General features: G+C 50.4%; 14 protein-coding genes. 3 read left to right on the top strand and 11 right to left on the bottom strand.

What is annotated here, in order from left to right; genetic code table 11:
- Window positions 1-67: 67 nt before the first annotated feature.
- Window positions 68-4,879, bottom strand: coding sequence for a right-handed parallel beta-helix repeat-containing protein (locus tag L0665_RS07455; RefSeq protein ID WP_274925069.1), 4,812 nt, complete (start codon window positions 4,877-4,879; stop codon window positions 68-70).
- A 429-nt stretch (window positions 4,880-5,308) separates the two neighbouring features.
- Between L0665_RS07455 and L0665_RS07450 the strand changes: the two genes are divergently transcribed.
- Window positions 5,309-6,193, top strand: coding sequence for a PHP-associated domain-containing protein (locus tag L0665_RS07450; protein WP_274925068.1), 885 nt, complete (start codon window positions 5,309-5,311; stop codon window positions 6,191-6,193).
- Window positions 6,194-6,283: 90 nt separating this feature from the next.
- Here L0665_RS07450 and cls read toward each other — a convergent pair whose 3' ends face one another.
- From cls to L0665_RS07420, 6 genes are all read right to left on the bottom strand, one after another.
- A complete protein-coding gene (gene cls, locus L0665_RS07445) occupies window positions 6,284-7,747 on the bottom strand; it encodes a cardiolipin synthase (RefSeq protein ID WP_274925067.1) in 1,464 nt (487 codons plus the stop codon).
- Window positions 7,748-7,864: 117 nt separating this feature from the next.
- Window positions 7,865-8,377 (bottom strand): hypothetical protein, encoded by a 513-nt coding sequence (locus tag L0665_RS07440; protein ID WP_274925066.1) that lies wholly within the window; start codon window positions 8,375-8,377, stop codon window positions 7,865-7,867.
- Between the two features lie 148 nt (window positions 8,378-8,525).
- On the bottom strand, window positions 8,526-10,226 hold the full coding sequence (locus L0665_RS07435; RefSeq protein WP_274925065.1) for a PAS domain S-box protein: 1,701 nt from the start codon (window positions 10,224-10,226) through the stop codon (window positions 8,526-8,528).
- 685 nt (window positions 10,227-10,911) lie between these two features.
- Window positions 10,912-11,253, bottom strand: a complete 342-nt coding sequence (locus tag L0665_RS07430) for a hypothetical protein (protein WP_274925064.1) — start codon at window positions 11,251-11,253, stop codon at window positions 10,912-10,914.
- Window positions 11,254-11,445: 192 nt separating this feature from the next.
- Entirely contained in the window at window positions 11,446-12,825 is a 1,380-nt protein-coding gene (locus tag L0665_RS07425; RefSeq protein ID WP_274925063.1) for a response regulator, read from the bottom strand.
- Window positions 12,826-12,909: 84 nt separating this feature from the next.
- Window positions 12,910-13,773, bottom strand: coding sequence for a nucleoside 2-deoxyribosyltransferase (locus L0665_RS07420; RefSeq protein WP_274925062.1), 864 nt, complete (start codon window positions 13,771-13,773; stop codon window positions 12,910-12,912).
- Window positions 13,774-13,809: 36 nt separating this feature from the next.
- Here L0665_RS07420 and L0665_RS07415 point away from each other — a divergent pair, with 36 nt between their 5' ends.
- On the top strand, window positions 13,810-14,301 hold the full coding sequence (locus L0665_RS07415; protein WP_274925061.1) for a DUF367 family protein: 492 nt from the start codon (window positions 13,810-13,812) through the stop codon (window positions 14,299-14,301).
- On the opposite strand, the gene L0665_RS07410 is transcribed toward L0665_RS07415, so the two are convergent.
- Window positions 14,292-14,621 carry a 2TM domain-containing protein gene (locus L0665_RS07410; RefSeq protein ID WP_274925060.1) on the bottom strand — a complete coding sequence of 110 codons (330 nt, stop codon included), beginning with the start codon at window positions 14,619-14,621 and terminating at the stop codon, window positions 14,292-14,294. The two genes, L0665_RS07415 and L0665_RS07410, sit on opposite strands and share 10 nt — an antisense overlap.
- Window positions 14,622-14,745: 124 nt before the next feature.
- On the opposite strand from L0665_RS07410, the gene L0665_RS07405 reads away from it, so the two are divergent.
- The gene (locus L0665_RS07405; RefSeq protein ID WP_274925059.1) at window positions 14,746-15,369 is read left to right on the top strand and encodes a class I SAM-dependent methyltransferase; all 624 of its coding nucleotides are present in this window, start codon (window positions 14,746-14,748) and stop codon (window positions 15,367-15,369) included.
- 4 nt (window positions 15,370-15,373) lie between these two features.
- Here L0665_RS07405 and L0665_RS07400 read toward each other — a convergent pair whose 3' ends face one another.
- The 3 genes from L0665_RS07400 to msrA all read right to left on the bottom strand — a co-directional run bounded on the left by L0665_RS07400 (window position 15,374) and on the right by msrA (window position 19,235).
- Window positions 15,374-17,293 carry an Nramp family divalent metal transporter gene (locus L0665_RS07400; RefSeq protein WP_274925058.1) on the bottom strand — a complete coding sequence of 640 codons (1,920 nt, stop codon included), beginning with the start codon at window positions 17,291-17,293 and terminating at the stop codon, window positions 15,374-15,376.
- Window positions 17,294-17,420: 127 nt separating this feature from the next.
- Window positions 17,421-18,506, bottom strand: a complete 1,086-nt coding sequence (locus L0665_RS07395; RefSeq protein ID WP_274925057.1) for a histidine kinase dimerization/phosphoacceptor domain -containing protein — start codon at window positions 18,504-18,506, stop codon at window positions 17,421-17,423.
- Between the two features lie 219 nt (window positions 18,507-18,725).
- Window positions 18,726-19,235, bottom strand: coding sequence for a peptide-methionine (S)-S-oxide reductase MsrA (msrA, locus tag L0665_RS07390; protein WP_274925056.1), 510 nt, complete (start codon window positions 19,233-19,235; stop codon window positions 18,726-18,728).
- Window positions 19,236-19,248: the final 13 nt, after the last annotated feature.

Genomic DNA, 19,248 nt, shown 5'->3' with positions numbered 1-19,248 from the left:
CATTGTACATATATATACGTTGCTGCACATGCCCTACGATGGTGCCCGAAAAAAAAGAAGGGAATGATTACCGGCGGCGGATGACCGCAAGGGCACCGAGGATACCCAGTGCACCAATAACCGGAACAACGCCCGCCGGGGTGGTGGTGGGTACCGGGGTGGTGGCCACTGCAGTTGCGGTGGCTGTCACACCGGGAGCTCCTGCCTGACCAGAGGCAGAACCGTCACCGTCTGCACCGGACTGCTGTGGTGCACCCGTGTCATCGCCGGAATCGTCACCGGTATCATCACCAGTACCGTCTCCGGCGCCATCGCCTGTACCGTCACCTATCTCTCCCACAGGAGCATCCGGCGTTGTATACGGGATAAAGACACCATCAGGCCCGATATACCCGGCCTCATCATTCTCTGAGAGGGACTTCATGAAGATATCATGGCCCGGGTCGTCACTGCTTTGCTCTTCCACCCAGAACGGCGCAATGAACATCAAATCGGTAAATTCACCATACGGAACAGAGGCTGAGGGAGTTATTGGCACTACCATTGTTCCGACTGTTTTCGCAGACTTGTCATTGGTTACAGTATTGAATCCCCAGTATTCCCAGGGGGTCGTGGAATTCACTGCCCACTGTGGATACAAGGCTTCACCTTCAACCTCAGAGTATCCATAGCTGTAGTCATAGGTGATGTTCACAGTCGTGTTAAACCCACCCAGACCGGAAACACCGATTCCACATCCACCCATATGTGCCAGCCGCTGTGGGTCCGGCAGTACCGGAGCCCAGTACCCGGACGTGCTGTAGAGAACAAAGGGTCCGTCACCTGAGATATCGGCTGCTATCTCCGCAGCTTCATCAAAGAAGGTATTGTCAAATACATTGCCGGAGGAGTTCGGATAAACCACAATGCCCCCGTCAACTGCAGTACCGACAAATGCATTGTTGCATGAACCGGTCAGGTCAGTGAGTGCCCCGTCCGGCATGACCGGGCCAATAGGGGTGAGACTGTTGAACTTACTGCCGCCACACAATACCGACGCAGCCCAGTTTGTTTCAAACATAGTATCTGAGACCATGAGGTTGTCTGAATCAGCAAGGAGGATGCCCACATAATTATCAGAGCCATAGACATCCATCACATCTCCACCATTCGCTCCGGCGACCGCAAGACCTGCACCTTCGTTACTCACGGCATAAATCCCCCGGACACTCAGGCGTTCGGCTCCAACAGGTTCTGCGGGGTGCACCCACCCGAAAGCATCAACCGCTTTCCACGGACTGATAACAGAAACACCGTGATACCCATTGCCCTCTGCTGCAACATCTTCAATTACAACGGACGGGGAAAGAATCACGACACCCTGCCAGCCGTTATTGTCTACACTTACATCAGAGACAGACATTCCGGCATTGGTCAGGTAGTGGGTAAGGACAAGGTCGAGAATCTCAGTTTCATTCAGTTCAGTGATGTCTCCTTCATACGAAGAGACGTGTTCAACCGCCCACTCAATGAGTGTCCATGCAGTTTTAGTTTCAGTTTCAACATCGCCACTCACGGACGATACACTGTTAGTGCTGCCGGAGAGCTGGCACAGAAGTGCAAGCGTCTCAGGGGAGACAGTTTCTGCATCATCAGCGCCTGCCGACATGACAGGTACCAGGTACATGAGAACGGTTGCCACCGGGTCAACACAGACAATACCAGGGCCGGCATTTTCTATGGCAACAGAATCGGTGAGCGTACCATTGATTCCGGCGAGGACAATACCGGGGCCGGCATTTTCATCTGCCATAATTTCCGTGCAGTCACCAACAATAAAGAGAGAGACCACACCGACGCCGTTTTCATCTGCATCACAGGCGGTCATATCGGTGACGACGCCTGCAGTGGCGATTCCGGCACCGGTGTTACCGGATGCCGCGATATCCTCATAGTCACCAACGATGGAAAGACCAATAACACCACTGCCTGCGGCAAGGGAAATGATTCCACTCTCGTCATCGTTTGCAGCACCGTTGTCATCTGCCGTGACGCCGTCCATCACCACGTTCGGAGCGATGGCGACAAAACCAGGGTAACCGTTCCCGGATGCAGATACATCGTATGCATAGACACCCGCATTTTCAAAGTAAAGTTCAATGTGTTCGAGAAGGATATCCATCCCATCCTCAGGGATGCTGACACCATCAATGGTGGCATCCACAGACGATGTGCCGGTGTAGTAGGTAGAGACAATCTCCTGCACGACCGCACTCTCTGCAATATCTGCATGCATCTCAAGATCGGTCGTCTCTGCGGAATCTTCTGCTGCCATAGTCACCTGGGCACCGGTGTCGTCCAGCACCACAAAGTATGCGCCGAGCGCTGCTGCGGCAAGGGTGACAGGGTCGATGGTGACAATGCCTGCGTAGCCGTTGTCATCTGCAATGACACCATCATACTCTGACACCACACCAACAGTGACCATCCCTGCCCCGGTATTTTCAGATACTGAGGTTTCCATGAAATCACCGTTCAGATAGAGACCGACAATACCCGTTCCTGCAATGGCCAGAAGGGGGCTCCCGCCGTCATACCCGTTCCCATCGGCAGAAAATCCATTCGTTATCACATTCGGGGAGACGACTGCCATGCCAAAGAGTCCGTTCTCGTCTGCCGCGGAGTTCATCATATAGCACCCGGTTGTGGCCATATACTGGTGCAGCACGTCAATGATAAATGCCACATCATCTTCGGTGATATTATCGAGATCAATGCCGGACACAGAGGACGGAAGAACCGCATCTGTCGTGCCGTAGCAGGTCACGACATCCTGCATGGCAGGCGTGGAGAGACTTTCCAGATAGAACCGGTCTTCTTCAGAGAGAGCCGTTGTATCCATGATACTGTCCAGTCCGCCATGTACAAGAACAGCAGCGATGCCCAGACTCAGAGGGTCTGCAGCGACAATGCCACCATACGCATTCCCGGATGCCGAACATTCGTCACATAACGTAATGACTGAGGTCATGAGAATACCGGAACCGGCATTCTCGTCAGACTGAACACCGGAGAAGAAGTTTACCAGAGATACCGTGAGAAGTCCGGTCTGGAAGTGCGGGCCATGCGTATCACTGTACGCCTCTGCACCGTTGCCGGTGAACGTGGCATCATCAATATACAGGGCAAGCGAGGCTGCAGCCATACCGGCACCGCCATTATCTGCAGCCGCAATGTCAGAGAATTCACCAACGAAGGATGCCCCGACAATACCGGCACCAGAGAGGGTGCCTACAACATCTGTCGGGCTCGCTCCGTTTTCATCTGCACTGATATCCGTTGCATTGATATACGAGGCAATAACCCCGATTCCGGCATAGCCGTTATTATTCGCCTCAACAGAGGAGAGTGTCACATCCGGGCCCTCTTCGAAAACGTCTCCTATAAGGATGCTCACATTTTCCCAGAGGATGAATTCATCTTCAGAGACGACTGTTGCATCCGCCACAGATGCACTCATCCGGGTAAACGCAGTTTCAATCACTGCTTTTGTTTCAGCAGATTCCGTGTCCATGCCGGTATCCGACAGTACCTGACCCAAAAGCTGTTCGGATTCGTCAGACATAGACGCCGTGAGAATACCCAGATACCCGTTCTCATCTGCGGTACAGTCGGAGATGACCACATCGCCGGTCGCATCCACGAGGATACCAACAGACGGGTTGTTCGTGGCGTCCACATTCTCGATGGTGCCATTCCCGCTATTCATAACAAAGAGACCGTTCCCTTCACCGCGAAGGTCACAGAATATGCCACTATTTACCACATCCACATTCTCAGTCGCTGCAGCATCAACGTCTGCAGAGAAGAGGAAGTCGTTATTCCGGTCCATTTTATTGCACAGGGAAACACCATTCACGGAGTCTGCACAGGACAGGGACATACCACTTTCACCGTCTGCAAGGAGAATTGACGTAAGCGCCTCTCCCACCCCATTCCCATCAAGAAACAGGTCGCTTGCGGTGAAATCATCAAATCCTTTCAGGACCACGCCGTCTCCGCCGTTGCCGGTCGATTCAATGCGGGAAATCTCCGCATCTGAGGGACCAGATCCCTCGACAAAGAGCCCATCCCACCCATTATCCGCAACATATATTCCGGTGAGGAGAGTCGCGGGACAAGCATCACACCACGTGTGGACAGAAACACCGCGGTATCCGTTCTGGAAGGCATCCACGTATGTAAGTGAAACGTCACCAGCCCAGACACTCAGACCATGCCTGCCATTATCAGTACAGAGCAGGTCAGTCCCTTCAAGAGAATCAGAATATACATTGATACCGTGCCTTCCGTTGTTATATGCCTCAATCCCAGACAGCACAACCTTGTCACACCAGAGGACATTGACACCGTGATTGCCGTTATCTGCGGCCTCAATATCTGTGAGGGAGACAGTATTCTCATCTCCAGAGGGGTTTACCACCAGTCCGTTCCTCGAGGCATTTGTCACACATAGAGACGAAACGGCGAAATCGCCGTTATAGAGGAACATTGAACACTCCCCACAGCCCAAAAAACCGTCAACAAGACCGGGCAATTCAATCGCACCGTTCATGCCGTCTATTACCGGCAGGTCACCCGCCGGAGAGGGCACACCTGTGATCGTGAGTCCCCCACCGTCCGCGTCCACCGCGACCGGTTCCTTATAGATTGCATATTCAATCTCTATTGTGTCGCCACTTGTCCATTCGCTATCCAGTGCCGTCTGAATGGTGGTAAAGTCACCTGTTCCATCAGGATTTACCACCCAGGTTGTAGCCATCGCCGGTGCTGCCAGGCACAGCACTGCAATTATTATCGTAAGGACAGATAATGTCCCAGCCCATGTTTTAGATACCACAATTTTTAACCTCAATAATAGATACTTAAGATTTGGTTGTACCGGATATATCCCCATATCGGGCATAAAACATACATTAAAATAGTAATTTTGTTTTTTTAAGCACGGACTATAATACATATACCTGAAGCGCACAATCAGACCAGTTTTTTCCTCATGCTGTCACGGATAAAAGAAACTGCGATTATCACATAAAAAACCTGAAAAAATACATCACAAAAAAACATCCCCGAACCACCCTATACAAAAGATGATGCCCCTGACAAATCTGCCCTTCAGGATGCATTGCAGAGCACAGTCTTCAACAAAATGACACACTTGATTATAATTCTCCATATTTTTCAAGTATTTACAGACAGACGTACACCCGCCAGACATCACTGGTAAGTATGAGCCACGACAACCGAATAATACCTGAGAAGAATGATTATGAATAGCACATTTCCACAAGTCATATTCAGTGAACCCGACATCCATGATATCCGCAAAAGCGGTCTTGCCGGAGTGGACATGCACTTTCACACCAACCATTCTGATTCTCCCACCCGCGTCCGCGACGCCCTCGCACTTGCAAAAAAGAAAGGAATTGGCCTTGCCATAACCGATCACAACGCGGTGAGCGGCGTAACTGAATCTGAACGGCAGGATGCATCTGTCCTCCTCATCCCGGGGATTGAGATCAGTGCCTGGGACGGCCCACATATCCTCCTCTACTTCTTCTCGGTACAGGACCTCACGGAATGCTACGAAAAACACATCAAAGATACAAAGAGTGCCAGCCCGTGTCTTGCAACCACCCTCACAACACCGGATATTGCTGCACTCGCAGACGACTACAACTGCGTCATGGTCGCCGCCCACCCTTTTGGCTACTTACTCTTCAACAAGGGCCTTGCAAAATGCATCGAACGACAGTACCTCCCCCCCCGGATGTACAATGCATTCGACGGGCTGGAAGTGATCAGCGGCGGCATGTCACGGAAACTCAACAAAAAGGCTGCAGAAGTGGCAAAATCACGCGGGATGTGCATCACCGGCGGAACAGATGGCCACATACTCCCTGACCTTGGCCATGTCCTAACCTGTGCCCATGCTGAGACAACAGAAGAGTTTCTGGAAGCAGTGATGCAACAGGAAAACTGTGTTATTGGCCGGGAAAAAAATCTTATTGAGAAATGTGTGATGGCATCGGCCATGTTGCCACAGTACCTACCCTATACCATACCATCCCTGGAAGTACACTACCGTCAGAATATTCCACGGGTTAGGCATTTTTTCGAGAAATACCCGAAAAAAACCGACAAAAAACAATAAAATTCAAACATCAGAAATAGGGAGAAGAGTTAAAATTAAAATATCAGGATCATCACGAAAGGGGATACATTAAATCCCCACCAAAAAGACTCATAAAATCCCGGAAAACAGACGGGAAAACGATTCTTTTAAACGCACCACAAAAGTCCGGTTTCCATACATATCCAACGTCACTTCAGTACAGGATGCAATATCATCTGCAAAAATCTGTTTCAGGGCCGGGGGGACGTCTCCCTTGTACAGGAAGGCATTTGCTTCAAAATTAAGGGAGAAACTCCTGATATCCCAGTTAGCACTCCCGACGGATGCCGCAAAACCATCTACAACAACCGTTTTTGCATGGATAAACCCGTTGTCATAGCTATATACCCGCACACCAGACTCCATAAGCTCCCAGAGATAAGAAAAACCTGCCCAGTAGACAAACGGATGGTCCGGTTTACAGGGGAACATAATACGCACGTCCACACCTGATTCTGCGGCAATCTTCAGAGCATCCATGATGCTCCCGTCCGGGATGAAATACGGCGTCTGTATCCAGACACTCTCCCGGGCATTGCTGATAAGGTTCAGATATCCCTTTTTTATCGCCTCGCCATGGGAGTCCGGACCGCTGGAAACAATCTGCACCAACGTTCCCTCACGCTCCTCCGGGGTCGGGAAGTACCGCTCTTCAAAACCCAGATCACCATTCGCGGCATGGTTCCAGTCCATGAAAAACCGAACCTGCAGGGAATGCACTGCAGAGCCGGTGATCTTCAGGTGGGTATCACGCCAGTTTCCCAGCGGGCCTTTGCCCAGGTATTCGTCCCCGATATTATACCCCCCGATAAATCCGATTTTTCCGTCAATCACAGCAATCTTCCGGTGATTTCGGTAGTTGACCCGCATATTGATGTGGAGATATTTTGACCGGAAGAACCAGGCAACCTCCCCCCCTGCATCCGTGAGCTCACGGTAAAAATCATTCGGCAGACTGTGACACCCAACGGCATCCCCCAGCACCCGGACAGTCACTCCTTCCCGTGCCTTTCGTGCAAGAGCAGTTGCAATCTGCCGGGAAAGGGTATCGTTTCTGATTATGTAATACTCAAGGTGGATGAAGTCATCTGCATTGTCGATTGCCTCCAGCAGTGCATCGAATTTGGCATTTCCGTCAGTGAATACCTCTACAATATTGTCATTTGAGATAACCGCCTGATCATTTTTCAGCAGCATCGCAATCATATTGAGATAATCGCCTGCCTTATCCTCCAATGGCACATGGATACCCTCCAGCCTTTCCTCCTGCCGTGCAATCACCTCTTTTGCGATACGGTCATCCTCTTCTTTGAGCCGAAATATTCGTTCTTTGTATATTGTCTGCCCAAATACAAGGTACAAAAGGAACCCAAAGAGGGGCAAAAAGAAGAGAACAGCCACCCACAACAAAGCTGCAGAGGGTTTTTTCCTTTCAACAAAGACCACAGAGATGGCAAATATGATGTTTATAATAAAGAGAATACCCACCAGACTGAAACCAAATATTTCAATACCTAAACGCAAAAAAACCATAGATAAACCACTCCTTCCTGTTCAGATAGATTTCCAGACCCTGAACAGATATATCTGCCTGTTTCTGCCTCTGAACGGGAACGGATACCAATCACCCCACCAAAATATCGCAGTTACTCATGAAAAATACGCCCGGAATAGATAAAATACGACAAAACCCGCCACTCCGGCAGCAGGAGAGAGCGGCACAGATGTGGGCGATGTGGCCAGCGGTAGAGGTGATGATTCAGGCGTATCCGATGGAGACACCGTCGGGAGCGACGAGACAGCCATTTCCGATACATTCCCAGCAGGGAGAAGAGAAAAAGAGCCCGACACTACTGTCCCGGTCTTTGGTACTTCGATGATGACCAGATATTCACCAGGTTCCCATCCCCGGGTAGTGAAAGAAAATGACCAGAAAGAAGGGATGCCATCCTGCACCACCACCATTCCTGATGTGCCGGAAAGTGCCCCAATCCCACCCTTTTCTGAAGGACGAAATTCTGCCCCCTCTATCGTTATCAGAATCTTCGTGCCGGGAGCAAGATTCGTCTCACCTCCAAGTGTGATCTCTTCCCCTACACCATAGACATCAGATATCCCCGGGAGTTCAGGAACAATTGATTCTGCAGATACCACACCAGACATAAAGATAAATCCGAAAAACAGGATGGATAAAAATACCAGAGAGAACCGGGATTTTTTTCGACATGACCGGAATGGGAAAAAACACATATGGGGTATCCCGCATGTCAGGAAGAAAAAGGTTGCGGCAGCGACGTGAAGTTTCCTGTAATCATGGCACTTCCGGCAGTGGTTCAGCAGAGGTGACTACCCCCGCCGGTTCCCCATCCTCACCCGGCAGAATTGCATTCTGCCATGCAACCGGGATCAATGTATCATCAGCATGAAGGAGATAGCCTGTTTCAGAGACTGCAGAAAAACTGCCTATTGTAAGGACATTATTGAACCGCTCCTTCAAAATGGCATGTGAATGCGGGGGCACAACGGTATCAAACCAATTCTTCCCAATAAGCCCATCCATTGGGTAGCCGAGCATTTCACAGCCCCTGCGATTCATCGTTCTTATAGTACCATCCGGGGCGATTACGGCAATCAGGACACCGGCCGCATCAAGCGACTGCTGCGCCTGGTCACGTTCAGCACAAATGCGTTGTTCATTCCGGACTTTATCAGTCACATCTTCATAAATACCAAGAATATAACGGAGATGCCCTTTGCTGGAGAAGACCGGGATCTTTTTGACCCAGAGAATCCGTTCCCCGACACCCGGGACAAACGCCACAACCTCCGGCACATCCACCTCCTCAGCAGACATCACAGTTTCTTCATCCCCACAAAGAAGCACACGGCAAAGATCCAGAGAAAATATATCTCTGCACTGCCTGCCTGCCACCTCATCAGAAGAGATGCAAAACATCTCCTCAAATGATCGGTTCACAAACACCAGCGACCGGTCTTCCACATTTGTCACCATCACCTTTGCGGGAATATTTTGAACGATGGAAAAAAGAAATGACTTCCACTGCAGAATCCTGCGCTCCTGCACCCGCCGTTCACTTACATTTCGACAGACCGCACGATACCCGGTGAAGTCTCCCAGGAGATCAAACTGGGGGGATGCACTCACTTCCACATCAACAGAATAGCCATCTATATGACGCATGGAAATGGGAACAACCGAACATCCCCGGACAGATTTACGGCATTCCTCAAGGGCTGCCTCCACCCCTTCATGATCATTGTCAGGGATGTACGAGAAGATTGACTCCCCCTCCATGCGTGCCGGCAGGTACCCAAGGATATCCTCAGTGCGGGGGCTCACATAGGAGAATATCCAGTCATCCCCAATGATCCATATTGCGTCACTGATGTCCTCAACGAGGGTGCGGAATTTCAGTTCACTCGCACGGAGTGCCTCTTCTGCCACCTTCTTCCCGGTGATATCTTCCATAACAACAGCCACGCCGGGTAAACCGGAATTGAGCACAGTCGGAATAGTTTTTACCCGGAAAAATACCTCACCGTCCACTCGCATATATCGAAGTTCATCTGTTGAACCCTTCCCCTCCATTGCATCACTGATGCGCCCTACGATCAGGGGGTGGTCAAAAGCCCCAAGTGCTGATTCCCGCATCGGGTGACCTACGATACCATCACGGCATCCCCCCAGAAAGGTGCATATGGTATCATTTGCCTCTACAACCGTAAGCGACGGGTCCAAAACAAAGACCATGTCAACCGCACAGTCCATCATCGCAGAGATGGGCATTCGCTGTGAAATGTAGAAGACCTTCGCCTTGCCATAGGTCTTCATCTCCACCTGACCTGCCACACGAAGCATATCCAGATAGCGTGAGGCTGTGTTACGGTTCATCCCAATGGCATCGGCAATGTCACGGACTGCCATCCCCTTGGGGTTCTCCCTGAGAACCTCACAGATCCGGGTTAATTCCTGAGGAAAGGCACCAAGCATGTATGATTAGAATCTTTTCGCATCATAGCATATAGCTTTCGCTAATGCACGAGTCAATGCACGGCCTAATGCTTGGCATTAGGCAAAAGGTATATATGCAGCCACATCGAATAGATAACTAGTACCAGCTTGGCACAAGTTGGGAACCAATACATAACTCCCGCAGTGGTCTTTCACCAGATATCCACAGCGGCTGCATCCCGCCTTATCCGAATAGGGATACCGGATAAGGCACGGAAGCACAAACCAGGGAGAAAAAACGAGATACCAGAGAAAAGGGGCGCAACACACACACCTTACCATATCATACCTCTCAACACACGTACCACCAACAAAAACAATACCAAACCTCGCGCCCCCAACACCAACTCTTAACGATCTCACTTTTTGATTTCTTTAATAAAATGCAGAATATTTTTGTTTATTTCATTCTCTTCACTCATCACAGACAACGTTCTGCGGATCCATTGCCTGAAACAGGCCGGCAGAAAGGGTGATACATACATCAATATTCATAAAACGAGGAATTATGAAAAACAGTCAGTAATTTCTGACATGCATATCCGGACGCAAAAATGTGCCCCCCTCCCGAAGTTTTGATTAACCGAAATCTGTCAGGACATTCAGGCCAATAAAATGGAAAAAAGGTGGTTCGAGAGTCTTCCTGGAATATCCAAACAAGGATTCACTCCCACTGCACATGCTCTGCAGGACTATCCAGAATCAGGGAGCAACGTTCCAGCCCCCCCATAGCCTCACCAATAGCGCTGTCCACCCTGATCCGCATTGCAATCCATTCATGTTCCTCCGCATTTTCGATACAGTCAATCTCAACCTCTGCCTGGCTGATTAGCCGGTCAATATCCAGATTACAGGCACTAATATTTTCCTGCACTGCCTGCGGCGCATCCCCAATCCGTTCACGGACATGCGCTTCAATCTCCCGGACTTCATCCAGCCGGGCGCGTGACTGCTCAATAAACACTTCCCGCGCCGTGTCTCTGTGTATTAATTCACTCTCTGACATTTTCCAGCACCCCCATGGGTTGCCATCCCCTTTGATGTCATACCATAAAATAACTTCCAAGCCACTATAGGACCAGAATCTAAAAAATACCCCAAAAAACCCCATTAAATCATTAAATTCTTAAAGAAAAAGATCATTTGAGAGATCGGCGCCTGAGGGATAGCCCCTGCCTGCAATGTGGATCATTCCGTCTTAGACCTGACGGTTCTTTTCAATCTCAATGAGCCGGAAGTCAATATCACCAATGATCCGATTCACCTCATCAAGCTGCTCATTTGCTGCATCACGAAATGCAGGCCCTTTTTCATATGCCCATGACATCGCAAGGACGGACTCTTTAAGAGCAGAACAAAGATCCCCAATCTTCTCTATCGCATCATCTGTCTTTTGTGCCCCCTCACGTGTGAGTTCACACTGCCGTACTGCCAATGTCTCTGCAGTGACATCCCGAATTTGCAAGACTAAATTCCTTGATCCCCCATCCACATTCCGGGCTACCGGAAGATACCGAATGAGATAGACAATACTTCCGGTTGAATATTTCACCACTTTTTCACGGGTGACCAAATGGTTGTCGGCAAGGATTTCATGGAAAAAGGAAGGCCCCCCAATAAACGACTCCGGCAGTGCCATAGCAATATGGGGGGTCATGCCGCTGATATCATTTCCCAACCGTTTGCAGAGTGCGGAGAATGGATCATTGAACAGGATCACATCACCATCTTCTGCCACACAGGCAAATGGGTCAGGCATCGCATCAAGAATTGCTGCCAGATCGGGGCACACAACTGCTGCACCCCCCCCTGTTTCCGGAGCGAATGGCTCAATCAGGAAGGCGATATTCTGTATCCTCGAACTTCCCTTCTCCTGGATGATAGTAGTGTTCAGGTGGGCCATACTATACCCCCCGGACTTCACCCTGACACGTATCGTAGAGGGAAGAGAGAGCATGGAACCAGCAGCATACTCTGAGGAGGACAGGAGTTTCTCCATCATGAGGTCACGACCAGGAACAGTAACACTGAAAGCAGTGAAAAACGGTGCGCCTTCCACATCAGAAAGACAGTAACCGGTCACCCGTTCTGCCTCCAGGTTGAGGCGTTCAATGCGGCCTTTCGCGTCGGTTATAATCACAGCCCCTGCAACCATATTGAGGGCAGAATCCACCATCTCCGGGCTGCCCTCCAACCGGCTTTTCACGCGGTGCTTGTGCATGGCCATCTCAATATTTGAGTAGAGATCATGCTCATTAAACGGTTTTACAATATATCCATAGGGCTGAGTGCGGATGGCGCGGGAAAGGGTTTTTCGATCAGAATGGGCGGTAGTGTAGATAACTGGGATATCATAACGGCGGGCAATCCGATCAGATGCTTCAATGCCATCCATATCCCCCTTCAGGTGAATATCCATCAGTACGACATCAGGCCGAAGTTTCCCGGCGGCAAGAATCGCATCTTCGCCCCGGAGTTCATTCCCGACGACCGAATAGCCCAGGTGCTCAAGCGTCTCCCTAAGCTCCATTGCAATGATCGCCTCATCTTCCACAATCAGGATGCGCCGTCGAGCCATTTGTCATGTCCCCGGAACCAGCGTTGAGATGCTGCCAATCCCGTATATATGAACTGTCGGTTAGCGGGACAATAATAATTGGCATTAGATGTTGTCAACACAAATATCATCACGCAATGGGCATATACGGGGGGAAAAAAGAAGACGGGGCAGATGCTCTGCCTTGCTGGTCACACGAGCAGCCTCCTCAAGCATCAGATTCACCCGTTCTGATACACCTGCCTTGCGGAAATCTGTGCGCAGGGCAATGACCGGGATGCCCTGTGCATAAGCATACCCCATCTCCCAGGCCGTCCCGGAATCCGCATCTGCACCGTCGATGATTGCCACCACCACATCCGCCTCACTAAGAGCTGCCAGATTCTCCGTAAATATTGCTGCTGTGTGATCATCTGAGCGTTCAGCAGATGAGTCCCCACATTCCTGTGGGAGATGCACATCAAAGAAATGCTCTTTGAGGAGAGCTGCCACCGATTGATTATATCTCCGTTCAGCTTCTGAAAAGAGCGGGGCTGCGAGATACACCCGATAACAGGCAAAATCATAGACATCCACTGCAGGGATCTCCGGAAAACGGGAGAGAAATACTCCTCTACCCGGTTGACGGTCATCTGTTCTGTACCACTGGTTCACCCCACACACCGGTGATGAGTCAACCCCCACAATACAGAGAGGATCCCCCCGTTCCTGAATGATAGTGCGGACTGCTTCCTCCGAACGGTTAAGGATTGCTGCAAATTCCGGGGTATCAAGCCGACCTTCATATGGCCCGGGCGGATGGTCAGCACCCAGATATTGCGTTTCAGAACAGGGCATCATCACTGTATCGATGCCAAATGCACGGCAACGGTCCTTCGCCTGAGAAAAGGCAATGAGGTCCTCGTCTTTCGTGATCCCCACCGCACGAAGGGATGGCGTTGCGATGCAGGGGCACATAAGTACATACATTGATTATTCACTATGGAAACATCCATTAGATAAAGGATGATTCCCCTCTTTGCCTACCGCGACAATTCCTGCGATCCCCGGCGTTGTTCTGTTAAAAAACTCGAGCGACGCGGATGCGTGCGTGTTTATGCCCGTGTGGACAGAATACCCCATTCAAGCCTGATACTCGACCCCTCAGCACCGCAGGCACTTTCCCCTGCTGACCGAAAACCGAAGTCCATTACCGCTCTGGACTGTTCATGGGAAGTCTTCGAGAATATTCAGGTATCACGCTGGCCCCTGCGCCGGGCACTGCCATTTCTCGTTGCTGCAAATCCCGGCCACTTTGGCCGACCGTTTATGCTCAACTCGGTGGAGGCGTTTGCAGCGGCCCTCGTCATTCTGGGAGAAAAAGAGCAGGCAGAGGAAATTCTCTCGGCCTTCAGCTGGGGCATCCGGTTTCTTGAGGTGAACCATGACCCCCTCACCGAGTATGCCGCCGCAAAAGACTCCGCAGAGGTTGTTGAAATTCAGTCCTGTTATCTCTGATTCCTGCCGGGCTGGAATACCTGCCATGCATTCCATACCAGGATGAGCCCCCAGATGAGGGCAATCCACACTACCCAGAGAGAATCAGGAGCGGTCCTGAGGTTCACCGCCAAAAGAGAAAGCACCACTCCGAGGTAGAGCACGGCGTGATAGACAAGTCCCCGTACTGGCGGATCTGCTAACATACCCTGACCGCTACCCTTTTTGATATCTTTGCTGTTTTCTATCTCTCCCATTTCTTCCTGCATAGATACTTCCCCGTTCGTAGGCAGGGGTAAAAGAACCTGTGGCATAAGAGAGGAACTCTCCTTACACCTCATAAAAAACAGGCCTTCCCACAACACGGATATGGAGTGTAGAGAAACCCATATACCACACTACTGCCTGCAGACATTCTCCATCAGATATTACACCTCCGGGCAGGAAAGGAGAAACACACAGAAAATGGAAGCATGGGAAAATAATTACCGACAGAGAGGCGCCCTCTGGCAGGGAACAAACAGTGGTATCCCGTCCTTTTCCCTGGGAACACGAGTGCTTGAAGTGGGATGTGGCAATGGCAAGACCCTCTCCACACTCTGCCGGAGTGGATGTGATGCAACTGGCATCGATATTGCTGCATCCGCCCTCCGGCTTGCGCGGGTAACCGTGCCCACCGCCCACCTCGTGCAGGCAGATGTCCGATCCCTCCCTTTTTGCAATGCCACATTTGACGCCGTCATTGCCGTCCACATCACCGGTGCACTCAGGGAGACCGACCGTTACCGGGCGGCAGCAGAGTACTGGAGAGTGCTCGTTCCTGGCGGCACTCTCTTCTTCCGCGAATTCACGGTATCCGATTTTCGCTGCGGGAAAGGCAGACCTACAGAAAAAAACAGTTTTCTCCGTGGGGATGGGGTAATGACCCACTACTTCACCACCCCTGAGGTCAGTTCCCTTTTTTCAGAGGAAAAGTGGAGAGGAGATATACAGACCAATAGATGGGAGATGCGGGTACGTGGCACCCGTTACCCACGCGAAGTCCTCTCCGCCCTCTTCCGGAAAAACATACAGAAAGACGGGTGCTGACCGCTCACAGGTTACCATCCGGATCTTCTGGTATATCTTCTATCATCCCCTTGTTTCGCCGTCTTTTCAACGACAGATACTCAGAATGTTCCAGCATATCATAGCCACGTTCCCGAAGAATGATAAGGAAAAGAACCAGACCGAGGGCATTTGCAACAGCCATCGGCAGATAGGTCTCCCGGATGATATGCCACATCTCAAGCGAATCCCAGCCCCCGGCAAAGAGGGGAATGAAAACGAATACATGGAGGAATTCAACCCCGCATGCAAGGCCAATCAGTCGCCAGTGCGTAAGATGATTCCGGAACATCCGGGCAGCATATGCTGCGATGATACCGGCACAGATGGCAGATGCCGCACCGCCTGCAGCCCCCAACCCACCTTCACTCAGTCGGAAGAGAGCTGCAATGAGGCCGACACACCCTCCAACAACCGGACCCCCGAGAATGCCTGCCACCATCGGACCAAGGTCGGCGAAATCTATGATTACTCCGTTATAGAGAATTCCCCGATAAATCCCATAGAGAGAAAGTGCACCAAAGGTGAGAATCATCCACCCCCGATCCTCAAGCGTCCCCATCCCGGTGACGAGGCGTTCAAAAAGAGAGGTCTTGGTGAAGGCATAGAGGAGAATAGCAACCACTGCCACATGTTCCATTAACGGCAGACCAAAGGTGAGAATGGATTGTTCGGTTATAAGGGCAATACCAAGAAAGAGAATACTTCCACTACCAACGGTGAGCACCCAGAGAGATGAACCCCGGGCATAGGCAGGGAGACGACGGTCGATGTAAATGAGCATAAAACCAAGCATACCAAACATCACCGATGATACGGCTGCCACCGCCCGGATAAGAGACGTTGTCTCCCCGGAGAGAATACCCACGGTGATGATGCCTGCAAAGATAATGAGCACAATCCGGTACAGGGCCCGCTCATCAAACCGGGTAGCCGATGCACGTGATACCACGGATGAGACTGCCCGTGCACGACCGTCCATACCCGAGATGAGGGAACCTGTAAGGATAATAAAGGCAAGAAACAGCACCGTATTCATCCCGCCCGGAACCTTCGAGAACGTTGTGCTGAGAGTCTCGGTGAGCGCTACCGCACCAACCTCCGTGAGATGCTCATGTACAAATCCCCAGAAGCCGAGGGTCATGAAAATGAGAGCAACCACACCAACTATCAGGAAGGCCAGACCGAGGTCAAGGTTCACACTCTTCATGTGGCTGGCAAAGTATGCTTCACCATGGCGGTCACCCACCTTTTCATGCAGCCATAGCGAGTACAGGAGAAGGTTCAGACCTGATCCCACCACGCCAAGGAGAGCCATCGTCTCGATGAGAGCACCATCCGGAATGGAAGGAATACAACCATGAGCAATAGAGTCCAGAGGGAACGGCATCGCAAAGATGAGCACTGCAAGCCCCACAAACATCACCACTGAGATGATGATGATCACATGTTCAAGACGTTCATATGAGTTTTTCCAGAGTACAAGGAGAATAAAGATGAGGAGTGCAAAAGCATACGCCGCCGGTTCCACTACCGGGACAACCTTTGCAAACAGACCCCCTGCAAAAAGTGCAATACCCCCAAATCCCACCATCTCAAATAAATAGATAATTGCAATGAAACTAACTTCCCAGTTTTTGGGGCCCGGAATGGTACGCAGGCCATCAAAGATGGAGGTGCCGGTTGCTACCGTGTAACGGGCGATACCATTTGTGAATGCAAACTTGAAGATGAGAGCTGCCACAATGACCCAGAAGAGAGCAAAGCCATACTCAAACCCCACCCCAATGAGTTCTGTAATGCCACTCTCACCTGATGCCTCAACAGCGAGAATCAGGCCGGGGCCAATAAAAAAGAGCGATTCTGCAATCCCTGGCGGGATGCGACGCCTGAGTCCGGATATCATGATATTTTACCAGGTATATACCAATAAAACGAGAAGGAAGCGATATGATTTTCCATTTTTAAAGAAGTAATTACGGGGTAATTTCCAGATTATATACGTTCAGGAGAGACACAATACTCTTTTGGGTTTATTCTGTGTACGGAAAGACGATACTAAAGGTGAGATCGCCCTCTTCTGATACAGTGTATTTCCCGTCAATCTGGATTGTCAGATTTTTCACAAGCTGCATACCCAGCGTCTCCCCACCCTCCATATTAACATCAAATTTTTTTGCAGACCCGCCACTCTCTGAAACACGCAGACGTGCGAGACCCCTCCTGTATGGATCAATGGAGACAATAATCTCACCACTTTCTCCCTGGGCAAACCCATATTTCAGGGCATTTGTGATGAGTTCATTGATGATAATACCACAGGGAATACAGGTATCGATGTCCAGAGATATTGCCGGATCACAACGGGCGGTTATCTTAACATTCTCCATCCCACACGGTTTCTGGGATGACAGATTCTGGGCAAGACGGGGCACATATTCAGCCATCCGTATCGTTACGAGATTATCAGATCGATAGAGATATTCATGAATTAATGCCATTGAAGCGATACGGTTTCTGCAGTCCTCCAGAATTTCCCGCGTCTCCGGATCTGAGGTACGATAACTGTGCATCTTGAGAATGCTTGAGATTAGCTGGAGATTGTTTTTTACCCGGTGATGTACTTCCTGAATGAGAATATCCTTTTCATCCGCCGCACCCTTTGGCGACGGGAAAACTGACATATGCGATCGCCGCTGTCCCTCCTCCTGCTGCTGTCGTGCAGAAGCATCGTACTTCCGGGCAGCCCTCTTGATGGTGAGGCTGAGTTCAACATAGAACTGAAAACGGTTCTCCCCACGGTTCAGGAAGAAATCAGCACCCCGGTTGATGGCCTCAATGATTACCCCTTCGGTGTCATCCCCCACAATGATGAACGGAATCCGCTCCCCCTGCGAACGGAGATCGTCCAGGAACGAGACACCATCTGTCCCATTTAGGTGATATTCACAGACGATGACATGATATTCATTTTTATAGAGCATCTCCTTTGCTTCCTCTGTGGAGAAAGCATAATCAAGAGACATCTCACCCGATTTCTGCAGAAAATGGTAGGCACCTTCGCATGCCCTGAGGTCATCAACAACATAGAGCACAGGGATCTGACGTTTCACCATCATTCGTATCTACAACCAGGCACGCCTCTTTTAGGCAGGTTATTGAATACTTTGCATCCCCATCGGATAAAGATATGGAAATCTGCTACAATACAGGCATAGATCCTCATATGGAGCGGACTTTTTCCTATTTTTTACAACAAATAATAGGTAACCGGTAAACGATCACAAAAAACAAAGAATGGTATAATTATAAGCATAAATGAACGGTCCGCTCTCATATCAGAACAGGGGTTTTTCATACCGATTTCTCAGTTTCTCATAGTACTGCTGGTGGTAATCCTCAGCAGGCCAGAACACCCCTGCAGGGTGCACAACCGGCACAATCGGACGTGTATACTTCCCTGATGCCTCCTCTTCCCGGATGAATGCACGTGCCGTCCGGCAGTCCTCTTCAGTATGGCAGAAAATAAACGAACGGTACTGTGAACCATCAACCCCTGGTGTTCCCTCCTCTGATGTTGGATCAAACAGACCAAAAAAACGGGTGAAAATAGCCTGAAGAGATATGATAGCCGGATCAAAGGCAATCCGGACCCCTTCTACATGGCCGGTTGTCCCGGTGCTGACTAGTCCATAGTCCGGATTTTCAACATCCCCTCCTGTATACCCAACCACAGTGGCAAGGATACCGGGCAAATCACGAAATCCTGCCTCAATTTCCCAGAAACAGCCCCCTGAGAGGGTGATCTGGGAAACAGCCGAACCGGATTCGTCACTCGGATTTTCCATATCACCTAAGGTT

The organism is Methanogenium marinum, assembly GCF_028912405.1.
GTDB classification, from domain to species: domain Archaea; phylum Halobacteriota; class Methanomicrobia; order Methanomicrobiales; family Methanomicrobiaceae; genus Methanogenium; species Methanogenium marinum.
This window is presented reverse-complemented; position numbering and strand designations above follow the sequence as displayed.

Coding starts and splice junctions, on each gene's coding strand:
- L0665_RS07450 (WP_274925068.1), top strand. CDS start 5,309: ATGAATAGCACATTTCCACAAGTCATATTCAGTGAACCCGACATCCAT.
- cls (WP_274925067.1), bottom strand. CDS start 7,747: ATGGTTTTTTTGCGTTTAGGTATTGAAATATTTGGTTTCAGTCTGGTG.
- L0665_RS07440 (WP_274925066.1), bottom strand. CDS start 8,377: ATGTCTGGTGTGGTATCTGCAGAATCAATTGTTCCTGAACTCCCGGGG.
- L0665_RS07435 (WP_274925065.1), bottom strand. CDS start 10,226: ATGCTTGGTGCCTTTCCTCAGGAATTAACCCGGATCTGTGAGGTTCTC.
- L0665_RS07430 (WP_274925064.1), bottom strand. CDS start 11,253: ATGTCAGAGAGTGAATTAATACACAGAGACACGGCGCGGGAAGTGTTT.
- L0665_RS07425 (WP_274925063.1), bottom strand. CDS start 12,825: ATGGCTCGACGGCGCATCCTGATTGTGGAAGATGAGGCGATCATTGCA.
- L0665_RS07420 (WP_274925062.1), bottom strand. CDS start 13,773: ATGTATGTACTTATGTGCCCCTGCATCGCAACGCCATCCCTTCGTGCG.
- L0665_RS07415 (WP_274925061.1), top strand. CDS start 13,810: ATGATTCCCCTCTTTGCCTACCGCGACAATTCCTGCGATCCCCGGCGT.
- L0665_RS07410 (WP_274925060.1), bottom strand. CDS start 14,621: ATGAGGTGTAAGGAGAGTTCCTCTCTTATGCCACAGGTTCTTTTACCC.
- L0665_RS07405 (WP_274925059.1), top strand. CDS start 14,746: ATGGAAGCATGGGAAAATAATTACCGACAGAGAGGCGCCCTCTGGCAG.
- L0665_RS07400 (WP_274925058.1), bottom strand. CDS start 17,293: ATGATATCCGGACTCAGGCGTCGCATCCCGCCAGGGATTGCAGAATCG.
- L0665_RS07395 (WP_274925057.1), bottom strand. CDS start 18,506: ATGATGGTGAAACGTCAGATCCCTGTGCTCTATGTTGTTGATGACCTC.
- msrA (WP_274925056.1), bottom strand. CDS start 19,235: ATGGAAAATCCGAGTGACGAATCCGGTTCGGCTGTTTCCCAGATCACC.